Origin of the sequence: Mesorhizobium sp. BR1-1-15 (assembly GCF_020165475.1) — a bacterium.
Lineage (GTDB): Bacteria > Pseudomonadota > Alphaproteobacteria > Rhizobiales > Rhizobiaceae > Mesorhizobium.
On sequence record NZ_JAIUIF010000001.1, the window covers coordinates 24,627 to 43,517 of the forward strand.

Here is an 18,891-nt window from a genome sequence, read left to right on the forward strand (position 1 = left end):
ACTAGACGCCCAACACCGCTTTCACGCGCTCGCGCGTGTAGGGCAGGTCATAGATGCGTTTTCCCGCCGCATGGCGGAAGGCGTTGGCGATCGCGCCGGCTGTCGGGCCCTGCGCTGCTTCCGCGACGCCGAGATAGGGCGTGCCGGGATTGTCGACGACATGCACTTCCACGCTGTCCGGAACGGCGCTGAAGCGCAGGATCGGATAGGCCGACCAATCCGCGCTCAGGATGCGGGTGTCGTCGAAATGGACGGCCTCGTAAAGCGTCCAGCTCAGCGACTGCAAGATACCGCCTTCGGTCTGGTTGATGATCGAATCCGGCGCCACCGCTTCGCCGCAGTCGACCGCCGAGACCACATGCGAGATAGCGATCGCGCCGCTGTCGCGATCGACCTCCGCATCAAGCGCGACTGCGAGATAGGCGGCGTGGTTCTTGTACTTGGCGAAGGCGAACCCCCGACCGCGGCCCTCCGGCATAGGATCATTGCTCCAGCCGAATTTTTGAGCCGCAACCTCGATCACCTTCCTGGCGCGCGGGTCCTTCATGTGCCTCAGCCGGTATTCCACGGGGTCGGCGCCGGCCGCGAGGGCCAGCTCGTCCATGAAGCTTTCGATCGAGAAGACGTTGCAGTAGGCGCCGAGACCGCGCAGGGACGAGACGCGCACCGGCATGTCGGCGACGAAATGCCAGTTCACCCGCTGGTTCGGCACATCGTATAGCGGGATGGCGTTGCGGTCGCCATTGCCGAGCGGCGAGATCTGCAGCTTGGCCGGATCGGGCGGGAAATGCTTCGCCACCAGCCGGCCGGCGATCAGCGAACCTGCCGTTCCCGGCCGCGTGCCGTGACTGTTGCTCCACAGATCATAGTGCCAGTTGACGATCTTGCCGCCGGCGTCGAGCGTTGCGCTGGCGCGCGTCAGCATGCCAGGGCCATAGGGCTCCCACAAATGCTCCTGATCGCGCATCCACTGCACGCGCACCGGCGTGCCGGGCAGCGCCTGCGCGATCAGCGCGGCGTCGGCCGCCGCGTCGTCGGCGCCATTGTGGCCGTAGCAGCCTGATCCCTCGGTGTGGATGCAGCGCACCTTTTCCGGTCCGACGCCGAGCATCTCGGCGATCGCCTTGCGGTCTGGATAAACGCCTTGAGTGTGCGTCCACACCGTGATGAGACCCTTGTCCGACAGGGCAACGGCAGCGGAGGGGCCGATCGACCCATGCATCTGGTAGGCGCGGGTGAACTGCGCCTGCAGCGTCTTTGCGCCGGCTGCCGTGTCCGCGCCGACCGAAGTCACGGTGCCGACCTCGGCGACCGAGCGTTCGAGGAAGGCGGGGATATTGTCCTGGTCCGGCAAGGCCGGCTGCTCCTGCCACTTCGCCTTGGCGGCCATGGCGCGCATGGCCTGGACCGCCTGGAATTCCTGCCTGGCCACCACGGCCAGGAAGTCGCCGTCGCGGATCACCGCCACCACGCCCGGCATCGTCTTGATGGCGGCCTCGTCGACGCTGACGAGCTTGGCCAAATAGCTTGGTGGGCGAACGACGCGGGCATGCACCATGCCGGGAAGCCGCATGTCCTGGACGTAGGCCTCGCCGCCCGTCACCTTTGCCGGAATATCGACGCGGGCGAACGGCTTGCCGATCGCGTGATAGCTGTCCGGCGATTTCAGCGCCGTGTCGGCCGATGCGTCCACATGCAGCAAATCCGCTACCACGAGTTCGCCATAGCCCACGGACTTCCCGTCCGGCCCGGCGATCCTGCCGCTTGCCGCCTTGAGCTGGTCGGCCGGAACACCGAGCTTCTCGCTGGCCTTGGCGACCAGGATCTGGCGCACCTGCGCCGAGGCGTAGCGTATGGCGGTGCCGCTGTTCTGGATCGTCTGGCTGCCGGCGGTATAGCCCTCGTTCGGCGTCAGCGCGGTATCGGCGGTGATGAGCTTGATGGCCGCCGGCTCGACCTCCAGTTCTTCGGCGGCGATCTGGCGCAGCGACGTCCTGGTGCCTTGGCCGAGCTCGGCCTTGCCGGTGAAGACGGTGATCGAACCGTCGGCATCCAACCTGATCCAGGCGTCGAGCGAGGGGGTATCGGCAAGGCTGCCCGGCAGTTTCTTGGCCGGAGCCGGCGTCGCGGGCGTCTGTGCCGAGGGCGCCGCCTCCTGAGCCTGCACGGGAATGGTGAAGGACACGACCAGCGCGCCGGTCCCGGCGAGAAAGCCGCGTCGTGTCAGGTCGGGAAAGGTCGGCGCGTTCATCATGCCCTCCCTGCGGCCGCGGCCGGCGCGAGGCCGGCCGATTTCGATTTCATCAGGTCGCGCGCGCGACTCACTGCCCGCAGGATGCGCATATGCGTGCCACAGCGGCAGAGGTTGGGCTCCAGCGCCTGCCTGATATCGGCCTCACCGGCATCGGGTTTGGCCTCGAGCAGCGCTTGCGCCCGCATCATCATGCCGGCGATGCAATAACCGCATTGCGCCGCCTGCTCCTCGATGAACGCTTTCTGCATCGGACCCGGGTTCTCGATCGTGCCCAAGCCCTCGACGGTCTTGACCTCGCGGCCCTCCACCAGCATCGCTGGCGTCAGGCAGGAGAAGACGGGCTTGCCGTCCACCATCACCGTGCAGGCGCCGCATTGGCCAAGGCCGCAGCCGAACTTGGCGCCGTTCAGCTTCAAATCGTTGCGCAGCACGTAAAGCAGCGGCGTCGCGGGATCGACGTCGACGTGGTGGGAGATGCCGTTGACGTTGAGATTGATCATCTGTCCTTCGCTCCTACATTGTCCGGGCCGCGCTCGATGCCGTCCGAGGGCCGGACGCTGACTTGGTATTTTCCGCTCCTGGTGTCGGCGATCCTGGCGGCCGCATCCTGCCAGGCCGGCTTGCCGGCAAAGGCATCGCGCAGATAGGCCAGCAGGTTATTCACCTGGTCGTCCTTCAGCGTCGCCGCGAATCCCGGCATGATGGCGCTCGGGCGCCCACTCGCCGCCGGCAGGCCAAACAGCACGGTGTTGATGACGTTCTGCGGATCTGGCGCGTTGACCGCGCTCGACAGATGGAAATTGATACCGCCGAAAGGCGGCGGACGGCTGCCGTCGTGGCAGGTGGCGCATGCCGCCTGATAGATGACGGCTCCACGCGCCGCCGGCGTATCTGCGGATGTCGGCGCCACGCCGGCGGTCGACGCCGGGTCGGCCGCGGCGCGGCCGCGGATGGCCTGCGCGGCGGCCGTCCGTTCGGCGGATGGTTCGCCCATGAGCGACATGACGTAAGTGGCCATGGCGTCGATGTCGGCATCGGGAAGCCGGCCGAGATTGCCCGTCACTTCGCCCATCGGGCCATTGGCGACGCCGTGGTCGGCATGCCAGCCTTGCCTGAGATAGGCAAACAGGCTGTCATGCGTCCACGGTATCGGCGCCGGTGAAGTGCCCTCGAGCGCAAAGGCCGTCCAGCCTTCGGCCTCGCCGCCGGCCATGTGCGACCCCTTCTCTTCCGCGCCGAACCGATTGCGCGGCGTGTGGCAGGCGCCGCAATGACCGAGCCCATCGACCAGATAGGCGCCGCGGTTCCACTGCGCGCTTTGTGAAGCATCGTTTTGATAGGCGCCCCTGTCGAAGAACAGCAGCTTCCAGCCGGCCAGCACCAGGCGCATATCGAGCGGGAAAGGCAACTCGTTCGGAGGCGGCGGGTTGTTCACCGGCTGGCGCGTCATCAGATAGGCGTAGAGCGCGCGGTTGTCCTCATCGGAGACACGCGTGAAATGATCGAATGGGAAGGCCGGGTAGAGATGCCTGCCCTCGCGGTCGACGCCTTCGCGCATGGCGCGGTTGAAGGCTGCCTGCGACCAGCGGCCTATGCCGGTCTGCGGATCTGGCGTGATGTTGGTCGAATAGATGGTGCCGAACGGCGTCGGCACGGCGAGCCCGCCGGCATAGGACTTTTCACCGGGCCTGGTGTGGCAGGAGGTGCAATTGCCGACCGAGGCCAGCACAGCGCCTTTCTCGATCAACGCCGGGTCGAACGACGATCGTTGCGGCGGCTCGACAGGACCGATTGCCGGCTTCCAGGCATAGGCGAAAAATCCGGCGCCGCAGACAATGACGATGGCAAGAACGCCCAGCCAGAAGCGTTTCAAGATCTGCTCTCCCTCATGGCGGTACGCTGAAACGCTGCCGCCCCGGCCGTTACCGGCGCCGCGCACGCGTTCGTGCGGGAGAAACTAGGGGCGTGGCCCTCTTCGTCAATTGTCTGATTTATGGCGCCGAAAAGCGCATCTTGCAGGACAGGCGCCTGCCCGGGCACATCGTTTGGTGCTGCCGGCCTTCGGCTTGTCCGCCGGCCCATCTTCGTGGGCAAAGCAAAGTGCTAGCTCGTCTTCTCGTCCAAAAGTCCCGAGACGAAATCGAACAAGCCGGGCCGACGATCGCGCCGCAGCCGCTCGGCGACAACGATGCCGCGCACTTCGGCGAAGGCGCGATCGAGATCATCGTTGACGATGACGAAATCATACTCCTTCCAGTGCTCGATCTCGTTGCGCGCGTTCTTCAGCCGCGTCTCGATCACCGCTTCCTGGTCCTCGGCGCGGCGCTTCAGCCTTGCCTTCAACTCCTTCATCGACGGCGGCAGGATGAAGATCGAGACAATGTCGGCGCGCATCTTTTCCTTGAGCTGCTGGGCACCTTGCCAATCGATGTCGAACAGCATGTCGCGCCCTTGAGCGAGCGCAAGTTCCGCCGGCTCGCGCGGTGTCGCGTAGCAATTGCCATGCACCTCCGCCCATTCGAGCAGGGCGTCGGAATCGCGCAGCCGCTCGAACTCGCGCATGGTGCGGAAATGATAGTGAACGCCTTCGATCTCCGAGCCGCGGCGAGGCCTGGTGGTGACGGAGACCGACAATTCGAGGCTGGAATCGCTTTCCAGAAGGTTGCGCGCAATCGTCGACTTGCCCGCGCCCGACGGCGACGACAGCACGAGCATCAGGCCCCGGCGGCGAATGCGGGACCCTAAATCCCTGGCGACCATCGGCTACTCCAGATTCTGGACCTGTTCACGGAACTGATCGACCACGGCCTTCAGTTCCAGTCCAATGGCGGTGACCGCGGCAGCGTTCGACTTTGAGCACAGCGTATTCGATTCGCGGTTAAATTCCTGTGCCAGAAAATCGAGCTTGCGTCCGATGGCGCCGCCGCCGGAAAGCAATGCACGACCGGACGTCACATGCGTCTTCAAGCGGTCGATCTCCTCGCGAATATCGGCCTTGGTGGCGAGGAAGGCGGCTTCCTGGTGCAAGCGGCCGACATCGAGGTTGGCCGAAGCATCCATCAAGAGCCGCACCTGTTCGGCGAGGCGCTCGCGGATGGCCGCCGGTTCGCGCGACGGATCCGCTTCAGCGCCCAGCGTCAGCGCCTCGATGGCGTCGATGTGGCCCAGCAGAAGCGTGCGAAGTGCCGCGCCCTCACCCTGGCGGGACCGCTCCAGCCCCTCCAGCGCCACCTCGAGTGCCGCCATGACGGCGTTCTCGAGCGCCGTGCGCACATCCTCGGTTTCGGTGGTCTCGGGAATATCGAGCACGCCGCGCAGCGACAACAATCCGTCGGCGGTCGCAGGAGCAACACCAAATTGTTCCTCGATCCGCTTGGCGAGCCCGGCCAGGTCCTTGAGGAAGGCCTCGTTGACAACGGGCTGGGACTGCATTCCGGCGGCGCGCGTGATGGTCAGCGTCGCCTGAAAATTGCCGCGCGCGAAACGTTTCTGAAGCGTCTGCCTGATGGCCGGCTCCAGCCGCTCGAAGCCCTGCGGCAGCCGCAGCCGCACCTCGACGCTCTTGCCGTTGACGGATTTGACCTCCCAGGCAATCGAGGTGCCGTCATGCTCGGCGACAGCACGCGCAAACCCGGTCATGCTCTGCAAATTCATGGTGCCTGCATACCCCCTGGCGCGTATTACGGATACTGCGTGATCCGGCCTCGCGCACCTTCAGAAAGCCGAATGCCCGCCTGCCAATCGGCTTACGAGGCGCCCCGATAAATCCAAACGCTCCTGCCTTCAACCAGCGTGGACGAGCTGGAAAAACCGTGCGCCGCTACTGGGCCGCCCCCGCGTCGCCGTCAATGGGCGCGTCGGTCTGCCCCTCCACCTTGGCATCAGCCTTGGCCGCGTCGTCGACCTGCTTCTTCTGCTGGGCTCGATAGCGCGCGACGTTTTCATTGTGCTCGTTAAGCGTGGCGGCGAAGACGTGTCCGCCAGTGCCGTCGGCAACGAAATAGAGGTCGTCGGTCTTTGATGGATTGGCTACCGCCTCCAGCGCCGCGCGGCCGGGATTGGCGATCGGCGTCGGCGGCAGGCCGTTGATCACATAGGTGTTGTAGGGCGTCGGCTTCTGGATGTCCGACTGATAGATCGGCCGGTCGGCGGGTTTGCCCTTGCCGCCGAACAGGCCGTAGATGATGGTCGGATCGGATTGCAGGCGCATGCCCTTGGCCAGCCGGTTCAGGAAGACCGCGGCGACGCGCGAGCGCTCATCGCCCTTGCCTGTTTCCTTCTCGACTATCGAGGCCAGCGTGACGAACTCGTCAATGCTGGCGAGCGGCAGGTCGGCGGCGCGCCGCTGCCAGACCTCCTCGACCAGCTTCTTCTGGTCGGCCAGCAGCTTGTCGATCATCTGCTGGCGCGTGGCGCCGCGCGTGAAGCGCAGCGTATCGGTGGCGAGACTGCCCTCTGGAGGCACGGTGGCCGGCATGTCGCCGCTCAAGGCGGGCTCGCCTGCGATGCGCGCCAGCGCCTGCTCGACTGTCAGACCTTCGGGAATGGTCAGCGAGTACATGACCGACTTGCCGCTCTTCAGCAATTCCATGATGTCGCGCATGGACGCCCGGGGCTTGATCTCGTATTCGCCGGCCTTCAGCGCCGAATCATTGCCGAAGGCCCTAACGCCAAGACGGAATATGCGGGCGTCGCTGATCAGGCCGCGCCGCTCGAGCTGGTCGGCGATATCCTGGACGCCGGTGTTCGGCTTGACCAGGAAGGTGTCGCCATTGGCCGATGGGCCGGGCTCGGTGAATTCCTGCTTGCCGAAGTAAAGCGCGATACCCGCCGCCAGAACCATCAGCATCACCAAGGAGATGACGAAGTTCATGAACACGACGACCTGACTGCGCGAAGCACGCGAGCGCTTCGGCGGCGGCGTGCCGGCCTCCGGCCGCAAGGCTTCGGCGGCTGTCTTCGGTACGATCGGTCCCGATGTCGCCTGCCCTTGCCCGAACTCTCCGTTTCCGGCCGGATTTGTGTTCATTTCGCCCTACCGTTTGATCTCTCAACGAATCCCCTGCGGCAGAGTAGGGGCGAATATGGCAAAATTGACGACACGCCGAAGCGCCGTCCGGCAGGCGGACGGTCAGCCATTGTAGCGCTGGAAGACCAGTGAAGCGTTGGTGCCGCCGAAGCCGAAGGAATTGGACAACGCCACGTCGATCTGGCGGGCACGCGGCTTGTTCGGCACCAGGTCGATCGCGGTCTCACGCTCCGGATTGTCAAGGTTGATGGTCGCCGGCGCGATGTTGTCGCGGATGGCGAGGATCGAAAAGATCGCTTCGGCAGCCCCTGCCGCGCCGAGGAGATGGCCGATCGACGACTTGGTCGACGACATCGAAATCTTCGATGCGGCATTGCCGACCAGCCGCTCGACAGCGCCGAGCTCGATCGTGTCGGCCATGGTCGAAGTGCCGTGCGCGTTGATGTAATCGACATCGGCGGGCGTCAGCTTTGCCCGGTTCAACGCCGCCGTCATGCAACGGAATGCGCCGTCGCCATCTTCAGCCGGTGCGGTGATGTGATAGGCGTCGCCGGTCAGGCCGTAGCCGGTCACTTCCGCATAGATCTTCGCGCCGCGCGCCTTGGCATGCTCGAGTTCCTCAAGCACGACGACGCCGGCGCCCTCGCCCATGACGAAGCCGTCGCGATCGCGGTCATAGGGCCGCGAAGCCGTTTGCGGCGCGTCGTTGCGCTCGGTCGACAGCGCACGGCAGGCAGCGAAGCCAGCGATCGACAGTCGCGTCACCGGCGCTTCCGCGCCGCCGGCGACCATGACGTCGGCATCGCCCCAGATGATCAGCCGGGCAGCATCGCCGATTGCATGCGCGCCGGTCGAGCAAGCGGTGACGACGGCATGGTTGGGACCTTTCAGCCCATGCCGGATCGAAACCTGGCCGGAGACGAGATTGATGATCTGGCCGGGGATGAAGAAGGGGCTGATGCGGCGCGGGCCGCGCTCCTTCAGGATCATCGCGTTCTCGGCGATGCCTTCGATGCCGCCAATGCCCGAACCGATCAGGACACCGGTGGCGCACTGCTCGGCATGGGTCTTCGGCTGCCAGCCGGAATCCTTCAGCGCCTCGTCGGCGGCTGCGATCCCGTACAGGATGAAGTCGCCGATCTTGCGCAGTTCCTTCGGCTCGAGCACCGCCTCGGGATTGAAGGTGGCGTTGCTGCCGTCACCACGCGGAACGACATGGGCGATCTTGCAGGCAAGATCCTCCACCTCGAACTCGGTGATGCGCTTGGCGGCGCTGCGGCCGGTCAGAAGTTCCTTCCAGCTGTGCTCGAAGCCCATGCCGAACGGCGACAGCAACCCAAGGCCCGTGACGACGACACGCCTCATCGCAGGTCCTCCCCGGTGATGACTGCGGAAAGCGTCAGGCCGAAGCCTTGTCGATGTACTTCACGGCATCGCCCACCGTCAGGATGGTTTCAGCCGCGTCATCGGGGATCTCGACGCCGAATTCTTCTTCAAACGCCATGACGAGTTCGACCGTGTCGAGACTGTCGGCGCCCAGATCATCGATGAAGCTCGCCTGCTCCGTCACCTTGTCGGCATCGACGCCCAGGTGCTCGATGACAATCTTCTTGACGCGCTCTGCGGTGTCACTCATTTGGGGCATCCTCGTCTTTTGGTTGTCTGTCTTCGTTAGCGGGCGGAATGCCGCTAATCAAGCTGAAAGATGGTCCCGCCGGAAACGCAATGGCCGCAGACCGGTTTTTGCCCGAACCGCCGGGTTGCGGGCCGCATTACACGAAAAATCGTGGGCGTCCAAGCCGAAATGGTCGCTTTTCACAGCCCGCCCAGGCGTTGCCTGTCGCCGTCTCAAAGCCACCGCGAATGCCCGGGCCCGGCCCGAAATGCATGCTTTGGCCGACCCGATCAGATCATCGCCATGCCGCCGTTCACATGGATGGTTTGGCCGGTGACGTAGCCGGCCTCGTTGGAGGCAAGATAAGCGACGGCGGACGCCACTTCGGCGCTGGTGCCCATGCGGCGCGTCGGGATAGCGGCCATGATCGCCTCCTTCTGCTTGTCGTTGAGCTTGTCGGTCATCGCCGATTCGATGAAGCCCGGGGCGACACAGTTGACGGTTATGCTGCGGGTGGCGATCTCCTGCGCCAGCGATTTGGAAAAGCCGATCATGCCGGCCTTGGAGGCGCAGTAGTTGGTCTGGCCGGGATTGCCGGTGACGCCGACCACCGAGGTAATGTTGATGATGCGGCCGTGGCGACGGCGCATCATCGGATGGGTCAGCTCACGCGTCAGCCTGAACACGGCTGTCAGATTGACTTCGAGCACGCTGTCCCAGTCGGCGTCCGACATCCGCACGAACAGCCCGTCCTTGGTGATGCCGGCATTGTTGACCAGGATGTCGACGCCCTCGAGATCGGCCTCCGCTTTCTGGCCGAGCGCCTTGACCTCGTCGCGGTTCGACAGGTCGGCCGGAAACAGCTTCACCCGGTCGCCCAGGTCGGCGGCCAGCGCCTCCAGTCTCTCGACGCGCGTGCCGTGCAGGCCGACGATGGCGCCTTGCGCATGCAGCACCCTGGCGATCGCCTCGCCGATGCCTCCCGACGCGCCGGTGACAAGTGCCTTGCGGCCGGTCAGTTCGAACATGTGTTTTCCTCTTTGGTTTCGGAAGCTCAGCGAGCAACCTTATCTGTATACGTCTCGCGGGTATCCGATTGCCATCACCAGAATATCTTCAGCGATACAAGCCGCGCCATCAAATTCACACGCGGCGCCTCACCCGAGCGCCGCCAGTGCGGTTTCGACCTCGGCCGCGGAACCGACCGATGCCGTGGCGATTTCGCGGTTGATGCGCCGGGCCAGCCCTGAAAGCACTTTTCCCGCGCCGACTTCATAGAGCGTGGTGACGCCGTTCGCGCCGAACCACTCCACCGTCTCGCGCCAGCGCACGCGGCCGATCACCTGTTCGAACAGACGGCGCGCAATGATTTCGGGATCGCTGGTCGGAGTGACCGTGACATTGGAGACGAGCGGCACGACAGGCGCGTTCTTGGTTACCCCGGCCAGCGCCTCGCGCATGATCTCGGCGGCGGGCGCCATCAGCGCCGAATGGAAGGGCGCGGAGACCTGCAGCATCAGCGCTCGCTTGGCGCCTTTTTCCGTGCACAGTTTGGCAGCCAGTTCGACCGCTGCCTTGGCGCCGGAAATCACCAGCTGGCCACCGCCATTGTCGTTGGCGATCTGGCAGACCGATCCTTTGGCAGCCTCGGCGCAGGCGGCTTCGACATCGGCCTGCTCCAGTCCGATGATCGCCGCCATGGCGCCTTCGCCGGCGGGCACCGCCGCTTGCATGGCATTGCCGCGGATGCGCAGCAGCCTGGCGGCATCGGCAACCGAGACGAAGCCGGTGGCGGCAAGCGCCGAATATTCGCCCAGCGAATGGCCAGCGACGTAGGTAATCTTGTCCTTCAGCGAGAAGCCGCGCGCTTCCAAGGCCCTGATCGCGGCCAGCGATACGGCCATCAGCGCCGGCTGCGCGTTGGCGGTGAGCGTCAGCGTCTCTTCCGGCCCTTCCCAGATCAGCTTCGACAGGTTTTCGCCGAGCGCGTCGTCGACTTCGCTAAAAACCCTACGCGCCTCGGGGAAGGCATCGGCGAGGTCCTTGCCCATGCCGACAGCCTGGCTGCCTTGTCCCGGAAAGGTGAATGCAACGGCCATGTGTGGGCTCCCAAAGCTCGGTTCTGCTTGCCTGATACACGAATTTTCCTGCCTGTGACGCAACGCGGCCTGCCAAGTCAAGCCCGGTTCGACCCGGCCCCTTGGCAGCTTTGCCGGCCGAGTGCCTGTTCCAAAAGGCTTTTTGGCGATCACTCCTGATGAAAACCGCTCACGAATCGTTTGCTGGCTCTTCTTATTTCCGCCACAGGCGCTAGCTTTGCGTGACAATTCCATGACAATCGAGTGACGGGTCTGTCGCTGGGTGGGGAAGTTAAAGTGGCTAGGATTTCGAAAGGCGCAGGCAAAGCCGCGCCACAGTTTCTGGAAGACGATCCTTCCACCGGCTACCTGCCGGGACGGAAGTGGCCGACCATACGCTATGGGCTGACCAGCCTGCTGATCGCGGCCGTCCTGGTGTTCGCCATCGAATTGATCGTGCGCGGCGACTTCGCCGGCACGGTTTCCTTCTTCCTGCAGCCGCTCAAGCCGGGCTGGACCACGATCGTGGTGTTCGCACTGGTTCTGGTCGGCCTCGATGCCGTTTTCGGCCGCAGCTATCAAAGCCTGATGATCGTCGCGCCGCTGACGCTCTCCCTGGCTTTCATCGGTCACCAGAAATCGCATTATCTCGGCGATCCCCTCTACCCGACCGATTTCCTCTACTCCCGCCAGATCGTGGCGCTGCTGCCGCTTCTGGTGCGTGACCGCCCGATGACTGCGCTTGCCATGGTTGTCGGCATCGTCGCCGGCCTGTCGCTGCTCATTTATGGCTGGCGGGTCTGGCGTCGAAAGGTGCCGATACTCAGCCGCAAGGGCCGTCTCGCCCGGCTGACGCTGGCGGTGCCGCTGCTCGCCTTCTTCGTCTCGATCATGGACTATGCCACCTTCTCGTGGACCCGGGACCGGCTGCAGATCATCCCGATTATGTGGGACCAGAAGGAAAATTACGCCTCCAACGGCTTTGCGCTCGCCTTCGCGCTCAACGTGCCGATGGCGCATGTCTCGGCGCCGCCAGGCTATTCGGAAAAGGCGATCGCGGCCATCGACAGGCCGCAGGTGACCGCCTCGGTGCCACAGGAAAAGCCCGACATCATCGTCGTCATGAGCGAATCCTTCTGGGATCCGACCAAGCTGCCCGGGGTCACCATCACGCCCGATCCGATCCCCAATGTGCGGGCGCTGCGTTCGGGCTCCATGTTCTCACCCGAATTCGGCGGCATGACCGCCAATATCGAGTTCGAGGCACTGACCGGCTTCTCCAACGCCTTCCTGCCGGCCGGCAGCATCCCCTACCAGCAATATGTGCGCACGCCGACGCCATCGCTGGCGACCTTCCTGAAGAGGGAGGGCTACAGGGCGCGCGCGATCCATCCGGGCACCAACTGGTTCTGGAACCGCGGCGCGGTCTATGCCGATTTCGGCTTCGACGACTTCAGATCGGAAGAGACGCTGCCGCCGATGCAAAAGCGCGGGCCGCTGGCATCCGACGCGGCGATGACGGACGAGATCATCAGCGAGGCCGATGCCAGCGATGCCCCGGTGTTCTTCTTTGCCGTCAGCCTGCAGAACCACGGCCCTTACGAGCCGAACCGCTACTACAACCCGACCCACACCGTGCAGGCGCCGATCAGCCAATGGGCGCGTGAATCGCTGCTGAGTTACACCGAGGGCTCGGCCGACGCGGACCGCGGTCTCGAACGCCTGATCGAATGGGCAAAGAAACGCTCTCGCCCCACCGTCATCGCCTTCTTCGGCGACCATCTGCCGCCGCTTGGGCCTGTCTATGTGGAGACCGGGTTCATGAAGGACAATGTCGCGCCGCGCAAGGAGGCTTCCGCCGAGGCGGCGCTGGAGCATCATCAGACGCCACTGGTCATCTGGTCAAACCGCACAGGCCCTGCCAAGGACATGGGCGCCGTCAGCCCCGCCTTCCTGCCCTATCACATCCTGAAAACGGCCGGCATCACCCACCCCTACTATACCGGCTTCCTGGGCGAGATGCGCGAACGCTACCGCGTAGTCGACCGCAATCTGCTGCTGACGCCGGCGGGAGAAGCCACGCCCGATTGGGCGCGGCAAAAGCAGATCGACCCGGCGATCCGCGACTTCCGGCTGCTGCAATACGACATGATGTTCGGCAAACGCCACGCGGCGCCCGACTTCTTCCCCGAAACGGTGGACAAGGTCGTCGCCCATATGAGCTGAAATTCGCGGCATCCTTCCAGGATGCCGCCCAGCGGGGTCGAGCGTTCAATTCGTCAGTTGCAATTTCGAGAATTTGTTGGCGATCTGCTGGAACACGTTCGGCAATTTGTTTGGATCGTTGACGGCATAGTAGTCGCTGGGATCCGAGGCGCAGGCGCTGTAGAGCGTGCGGTTGGCGGCGGTGTCGGATTGCAGCACCATCGTGTAGATTTCGGCGCCCTGCTTCTTCAGCTGCGTGCAGACGCTTTTGGTCCATCCGTCGACATTGCGCGCGGCGGTCGTCTGGTTGTCCGATCCAAGCCGACCGGCAGCGCCATAGTCTGAGCCCGCGAGAAAACCATAGGACGTATAGTCGGACTTGGTCGTCTCGTTGCTGGCGCCGTAGACGACATTCTCGCCGTCGGTGAGCAACATGACGATCTTGCTCACCCCAGGCGTCTTCCAAGGCGTCCCCTCGGCATATGGCGCACTCGGCGACAACACTCGCTGGCCCCAGGCCAGGCCCTCGGAAACATTGGTGCCGGACCCCGCCCATGCAAGCATCTTGGCGGCCTCGTTGCGAAGTTTTGTAAAGTCTTCGGTCAAGGGGACGATTGGCGAGGGACAGGACCGGTTTGGCCCCACCGTCAATTGCAAGGCGTTTGGATCGTTTGTGACCGCGGTGGCAATGGCGGTGTTCTGCGGCGCCACATATTTGGCGACTGTTTCAAGATCACCCCGCAAAAGCCCGGCAGCACTTCCAAGCAGGCCGCTCAGGTCTATTCCGAGAATATTCAGTCCGCCATTCCGAGCAAGTTTGGCCTCATCAGGGGCGTCGTCGATAAAGGAATTGTTGTAGTGATAGGCATCGTTTGAATAGCCGCTGGAAGGTCTCGTCCCCTTTCCCGGACTGTCCGGCGCGAAATAAGGCACGAACAGAGTGTCAGGGTAACGTGGATCAGGCGGCGTATCGGCGATATTAAGGACACCAGGCCGCGCCTCGACGCAGCCTTTCCAACCCGTATCCTCCCCCTTGCCGTCCTTCCACCCCGTCAATTTGGCGGCAGAGGCCGGATCTTTCATCAACTGCCTGAACAGCGCCATATGATTGGGACGCTTGTCGTTGATGACGGGGAAATTGATTCCATTGGTGGATGACTTGCCGTCCATGTCGATCCAGGACGGGTCGAACCCGTCGCCGTTGACATTGACAGCCGTGACGAAGGGTACCAGCGCCACGCGGACCTTCCGCGTCGGTGATTGCGCCGCTTCCAGATATTTGAGCAGATTGTCCGTCGCTGTCTTGAGGGCAGCAATTTTGGCGCCGGCCATCGAGCCGGTGTTGTCCAGAACCAGCACGACTTCGAGCTGGTTGTTCGATTCGACCGCCGAGGCATCGACCACGATGTGCCTGCTCTCACCGAGCAGGAAGGCGAAGTTCAAATCGACGTCAGCCGAGGCGACGGCCTTCGTCTTGACGAAGTTGACGCCCCTGTCGACCGTCAACGTGGCCCGCGCATTTGTGAGTTCGCCATGTCCGGCTACGTTGGCCTGGAAATAGCGGTTGAAGGCGTCGGTGCGGGTGATGTCCAGATCGCCGAGATGCGAGGAGGCGAGATTTGCCGCGTCGAGCGCATTCTGCAGGTTGCTCTTGGCCCGCATGATGGTGGAGACATCGGCTGCGAAGGCCACCGCCGACAGGATGGCCGGCAAGCCGATCCCGAGCAAAAGCGCGAAGTTGCCGCTTTTCGAGCGCCAGAATTTCTTGAGAAGCATCCTTACCCCCGGAAATGCCTAGCCCGTTGCTGACAGCGGGATGCCGCTTTTTGCGCCAGACATGATGAATCGGCGGTTGATGCCGGGGCCGCAACCCCATACAACCTGTCATGGTGGTTAAGGCCTGGTTTCCGGGAACCACGGAGTCCTATCGCCGCATATGCCGGTTTTCCGGCCCTGCGACATCCGGGATTGCCGCCTGCTCTTGCCTTCCACGTGGATTGCTATATAGACGCCGCCAATCTGCCGGTCCCAGCTGGGGGCTGAACGGAGGGCCGGAGGTTTTCGAAAACCTTCGCGTGAAGCCAGAAGCGCTTCCGCCTCCCGTGTCTCCGCTCTCGACCGTCTCGTCATGCTCCTTTCTTCCCCGCTCCTGGCGGGTCAGAGAAGTTGCAGAGGCTTTTGCCGCCGGGAACCGGGAGAGAAACGAAGAAAGGCGAAAAGACATAATGGCTCTTTACGAACATGTGTTTCTTGCCCGGCAGGACCTCTCGCAGCAGCAGGTCGATGCGCTTGTCGAACAGTACAAGGGCGTCATCTCCGCCAATGGCGGGTCCGTCGGCCGGGTCGAGAACTGGGGACTGAAGTCCCTCACCTACCGGGTCAACAAGAACCGGAAGGCATACTACACGCTGATGGATCTTGACTGCCCGCCGGCAGCGCTCAACGAAATGGAGCGCCAGATGGGCCTGTCCGAGGACGTGCTGCGTTTCCTGACCATCAAGGTCGATGCGCATGAGGAAGGTCCCTCCGCCATGATGCAGAAGCGCGAAGAGCGCTCGGAACGCGGCGGCTTCGGCGACCGCGACCGCGGCGACCGTGGTCCGCGCTCGTTCGGCGACCGTGATCGCGGCGATCGTCCGCCACGCAGCTTCGGCGGCGACGCTGGTGGCGATCGTGGTCCGCGCCGTCCGCGCGAAGGCTTTGAAGGGGGTGCAGAATAATGGTCGACATTAACCAGATCCCGACCCGGCGCCCGTTCCATCGCCGCCGCAAGACCTGCCCGTTCTCGGGCGCCAACGCGCCCAAGATCGATTACAAGGACGTGCGCCTCCTGCAGCGCTACATTTCCGAGCGCGGCAAGATCGTGCCGTCGCGCATCACCGCCGTCAGCCAGAAGAAGCAGCGCGAGCTCGCCAAGGCGATCAAGCGCGCCCGCTTCCTCGGCCTGCTGCCCTACGTGGTTCGCTAATCCTTGACGCGGGGGGGGCCCCCCCCCCCCCCCCCCCCCCCCCCCCCCCGCTTCTCTTCCACGGCGACGGGCGCCGCTGGGTTGCGCATCAAATCCCGAGTTGAGGCCAAAAGCCTCTAACTGCCGCGACAGGCAGGACAGCGACACCGGCGGCAACGCCCTTTTGCTTCCTGACCTGTTCCAAAGAATTTCGCACCGATCCCGTGATTGGCGCCCTAACCAAAAGGAACAAAACCATGGAAGTCATTCTTCTCGAACGCGTTTCCCGCCTCGGCCAAATGGGCGACACCGTCAAGGTCAAGGACGGCTTTGCCCGCAATTTCCTGTTGCCGCAGGGCAAGGCGCTGCGCGCCAACGAAGCCAACAAGAAGAAGTTCGAAGGCCAGCGCGCGCAGCTCGAAGCCCGCAACCTCGAGCGGAAGTCCGAAGCCTCGCAGGTCGCCGAACAGCTCGACGGCAAGAGCTTCATCGCCGTTCGCTCGGCCGGCGAGACCGGCCAGCTCTACGGCTCGGTGTCGACGCGCGATATCGCCGACCTGCTGACGGCAGAGGGCTTTTCGGTCAACCGCAACCAGATCCAGCTCAACCAGCCGATCAAGACCATCGGCGTGACCAATGTGGCGATCGCGCTGCATCCGGAAGTCGAGGTCACGATCACGCTCAACATCGCCCGCACGGCCGACGAAGCCGAGCGGCAGGCCAAGGGCGAGACGCTGACCACCGCCGAGGCCATCTATGGCGAGGACATCAACGACAATGCCCGGCCGGAGAACTTCTTCGACCCGAACGCCGAGTTCGAGGGCGGCGAAGAGAACGCCTGACATCGGCGCGGCGCGCCTGCCGGCGCGCCGCATTCGGCTTCGGCCTCAATCAGTTCAATCAGACTGGCAGCTCCAATCAGACTGGCAGTTCAAGCCAGACTGGACCAATGCCCGGGTTCACCACCTGGGCATTTTTGTGCCAAAAGGAACTTTTCGAAACCCTATATATTGATGCAGAGTAGGACAGCCTGTCTGACCGAGAGGGGACATTTGGGTCATGAATATTCTGTTGAAACGCGTTCTGGACCGCCTGGTGCGCACAGGCAATCTCAAGGTGACCGGCCCACAGGGCACGACATTCGTGTTCGGTGACGGCAGCGGCGAGCCGGTGCACCTGCACATCAAAACCAGGCACGCCGAGCGCGCCATTACCTTCGATCCGATGCTGGCCGTGCCGGAAGCCTACATGGATGGCGAACTCGACATCCTCGAGGGCGGCGTTCTTGGCCTGATGCGCATCGCTTTCCAGAACATGGGCAGCGGCGGCATCGACGCGACGTGGTCGAAAGCCATCGAAGGCCTGCGCCACGCTTTCCGCCGCCTGCAGCAGATCAACACCGCGTCGCGTTCGCGCCGCAACGTGCAGCGCCACTATGATCTGTCGGGCGACCTTTACCGGCTCTTCCTCGATGAGGACATGCAGTATTCCTGCGCCTATTTCGAGCAGCCCGACATGACGCTGGACGAGGCGCAGGCAGCCAAGAAGCGCCACATTGCCGCCAAGCTCAGGCTGAAGGCCGGGCAGACGGTGCTCGACATCGGCTCCGGCTGGGGCGGGCTAGGCCTCTACCTCGCCAAGGCCTTCGACGTCGACGTACAGGGCGTGACACTGTCGACCGAGCAGCACGGTGTCGCCACCGACCGGGCGCATGCCCAGGGCCTGGAAAACCACGTTCATTTCGAGCTGAAGGATTACCGCGAACTCAACGAACGCTTCGACCGCATCGTTTCGGTCGGCATGTTCGAACATGTCGGGGTCAACCATTACCGCACCTTCTTCGACAAGAGCGCGACGTTGCTGAAGCCTGATGGCGTCATGCTCCTGCACACGATCGGCCGCTCCGGCGTGCCGTGGGCGACCAGCGCCTTCATCCGCAAGTACATTTTCCCGGGCGGCTACATTCCCGCGCTTTCCGAAGTCATGCCGGCGATCGAGAAGTCAGGCCTCGTCGTCACGGACATCGAAATCCTGCGGCTCCATTATGCCGACACGTTGAAGCATTGGGGCCAGCGCTTCGCCGTCAACCGCGACAAGGCCAAGGCGATCTATGACGAACGCTTCTGCCGCATGTGGGAATTCTATCTGGCAGCCTCGGAAGCCGCCTTCCGCTGGCAGGATCTGGTCATCTTCCAGATCCAGCTTGCCAGGAAGAACGACACCCTGCCGATGGCGCGCGACTATATGGTCAAATGTGAAAAGGCGCTCGAAATGCGCGACATGGGCCATCGCGAAGCGGCTCCGGTCGAAGAGCCCGCCAAGCCCGCCCGGCGCCGCAAGGTGGCGGAGTAGGAACAGACCGCTTTGCCGCATTGGCGCTTGCCATTCCCGGCTCGTGCCCTGAAAAAGGCCTCGTGATCGTCGCGAGGCCTTTTTCATGACCTACCTCCTCTATGCAGCCGCGGCGCTCGCCGAGATCGCTGGCTGTTTTTCGGTGTGGGCGTGGTGGCGGCTGGAGAAATCGCCGCTGTGGCTGCTACCAGGGTTCGTTTCGTTGCTTGTGTTCGCCTGGCTTCTGGGCCTGGTGGACACCGGCGCGGCCGGCCGCGCCTATGCCGCCTATGGCGGCATCTACATCGCGGCGTCACTGGCCTGGCTTTGGCTGGTGGAAAGCGTGCGTCCCGACCGGTGGGACCTTGCGGGGGCGGCGCTCTGCATACTGGGTGCCTCTGTCATCCTGCTCGCACCACGAGGGGCATGAGC

Annotated in this window: 17 protein-coding genes; 6 read left to right on the forward strand and 11 right to left on the reverse strand. The window is 63.8% G+C overall.

Going from position 1 to position 18,891, the window contains the following annotated elements; genetic code table 11:
• Position 1: 1 nt before the first annotated feature.
• The 10 genes from LB541_RS00145 to fabD all read right to left on the reverse strand — a co-directional run bounded on the left by LB541_RS00145 (position 2) and on the right by fabD (position 10,997).
• Positions 2 to 2,251 carry a xanthine dehydrogenase family protein molybdopterin-binding subunit gene (locus LB541_RS00145; RefSeq protein WP_224617536.1) on the reverse strand — a complete coding sequence of 750 codons (2,250 nt, stop codon included), beginning with the start codon at positions 2,249 to 2,251 and terminating at the stop codon, positions 2 to 4.
• Positions 2,251 to 2,754, reverse strand: a complete 504-nt coding sequence (locus tag LB541_RS00150) for a (2Fe-2S)-binding protein (protein WP_140555748.1) — start codon at positions 2,752 to 2,754, stop codon at positions 2,251 to 2,253. Before LB541_RS00150 ends, LB541_RS00145 begins: the two co-directional genes overlap by 1 nt.
• Complete coding sequence (locus LB541_RS00155) at positions 2,751 to 4,127, reverse strand: c-type cytochrome (protein WP_224617538.1); 1,377 nt, start codon at positions 4,125 to 4,127, stop codon at positions 2,751 to 2,753. Before LB541_RS00155 ends, LB541_RS00150 begins: the two co-directional genes overlap by 4 nt.
• A 230-nt stretch (positions 4,128 to 4,357) precedes the next feature.
• Complete coding sequence (gene gmk, locus LB541_RS00160) at positions 4,358 to 5,014, reverse strand: guanylate kinase (RefSeq protein ID WP_140494448.1); 657 nt, start codon at positions 5,012 to 5,014, stop codon at positions 4,358 to 4,360.
• A gap of 3 nt (positions 5,015 to 5,017) precedes the next feature.
• On the reverse strand, positions 5,018 to 5,908 hold the full coding sequence (locus LB541_RS00165) for a YicC/YloC family endoribonuclease (protein WP_140517848.1): 891 nt from the start codon (positions 5,906 to 5,908) through the stop codon (positions 5,018 to 5,020).
• A 166-nt stretch (positions 5,909 to 6,074) separates the two neighbouring features.
• Positions 6,075 to 7,283 (reverse strand): endolytic transglycosylase MltG, encoded by a 1,209-nt coding sequence (gene mltG, locus LB541_RS00170; RefSeq protein ID WP_140494453.1) that lies wholly within the window; start codon positions 7,281 to 7,283, stop codon positions 6,075 to 6,077.
• A gap of 102 nt (positions 7,284 to 7,385) precedes the next feature.
• Positions 7,386 to 8,648, reverse strand: coding sequence for a beta-ketoacyl-ACP synthase II (gene fabF, locus LB541_RS00175; RefSeq protein ID WP_140494455.1), 1,263 nt, complete (start codon positions 8,646 to 8,648; stop codon positions 7,386 to 7,388).
• 34 nt (positions 8,649 to 8,682) lie between these two features.
• Complete coding sequence (locus LB541_RS00180) at positions 8,683 to 8,919, reverse strand: acyl carrier protein (protein WP_006203723.1); 237 nt, start codon at positions 8,917 to 8,919, stop codon at positions 8,683 to 8,685.
• Positions 8,920 to 9,188: 269 nt separating this feature from the next.
• Positions 9,189 to 9,926, reverse strand: a complete 738-nt coding sequence (gene fabG / locus LB541_RS00185; protein ID WP_140494457.1) for a 3-oxoacyl-[acyl-carrier-protein] reductase — start codon at positions 9,924 to 9,926, stop codon at positions 9,189 to 9,191.
• 129 nt (positions 9,927 to 10,055) lie between these two features.
• Positions 10,056 to 10,997: an ACP S-malonyltransferase gene (gene fabD, locus LB541_RS00190; RefSeq protein WP_224617542.1), complete on the reverse strand. Its 942-nt coding sequence runs from the start codon at positions 10,995 to 10,997 to the stop codon at positions 10,056 to 10,058.
• A gap of 276 nt (positions 10,998 to 11,273) precedes the next feature.
• Here fabD and LB541_RS00195 point away from each other — a divergent pair, with 276 nt between their 5' ends.
• Positions 11,274 to 13,202 carry an LTA synthase family protein gene (locus tag LB541_RS00195; protein WP_224617543.1) on the forward strand — a complete coding sequence of 643 codons (1,929 nt, stop codon included), beginning with the start codon at positions 11,274 to 11,276 and terminating at the stop codon, positions 13,200 to 13,202.
• Between the two features lie 45 nt (positions 13,203 to 13,247).
• Here the strand turns inward: LB541_RS00195 and LB541_RS00200 are convergent, their stop codons facing one another.
• Complete coding sequence (locus LB541_RS00200) at positions 13,248 to 14,957, reverse strand: pilus assembly protein (RefSeq protein WP_140897216.1); 1,710 nt, start codon at positions 14,955 to 14,957, stop codon at positions 13,248 to 13,250.
• A 449-nt stretch (positions 14,958 to 15,406) separates the two neighbouring features.
• Here LB541_RS00200 and rpsF point away from each other — a divergent pair, with 449 nt between their 5' ends.
• From rpsF to LB541_RS00225, 5 genes are all read left to right on the forward strand, one after another.
• Positions 15,407 to 15,901 (forward strand): 30S ribosomal protein S6, encoded by a 495-nt coding sequence (gene rpsF / locus LB541_RS00205; RefSeq protein ID WP_140494463.1) that lies wholly within the window; start codon positions 15,407 to 15,409, stop codon positions 15,899 to 15,901.
• Positions 15,901 to 16,149, forward strand: a complete 249-nt coding sequence (gene rpsR, locus LB541_RS00210; RefSeq protein ID WP_006203718.1) for a 30S ribosomal protein S18 — start codon at positions 15,901 to 15,903, stop codon at positions 16,147 to 16,149. Before rpsF ends, rpsR begins: the two co-directional genes overlap by 1 nt.
• Before the next feature lie 236 nt (positions 16,150 to 16,385).
• Complete coding sequence (gene rplI, locus LB541_RS00215) at positions 16,386 to 16,970, forward strand: 50S ribosomal protein L9 (RefSeq protein ID WP_140494465.1); 585 nt, start codon at positions 16,386 to 16,388, stop codon at positions 16,968 to 16,970.
• Between the two features lie 217 nt (positions 16,971 to 17,187).
• The gene (locus LB541_RS00220) at positions 17,188 to 18,480 is read left to right on the forward strand and encodes an SAM-dependent methyltransferase (RefSeq protein WP_140565048.1); all 1,293 of its coding nucleotides are present in this window, start codon (positions 17,188 to 17,190) and stop codon (positions 18,478 to 18,480) included.
• Between the two features lie 85 nt (positions 18,481 to 18,565).
• The gene (locus LB541_RS00225) at positions 18,566 to 18,889 is read left to right on the forward strand and encodes a YnfA family protein (protein ID WP_224617545.1); all 324 of its coding nucleotides are present in this window, start codon (positions 18,566 to 18,568) and stop codon (positions 18,887 to 18,889) included.
• Positions 18,890 to 18,891: the final 2 nt, after the last annotated feature.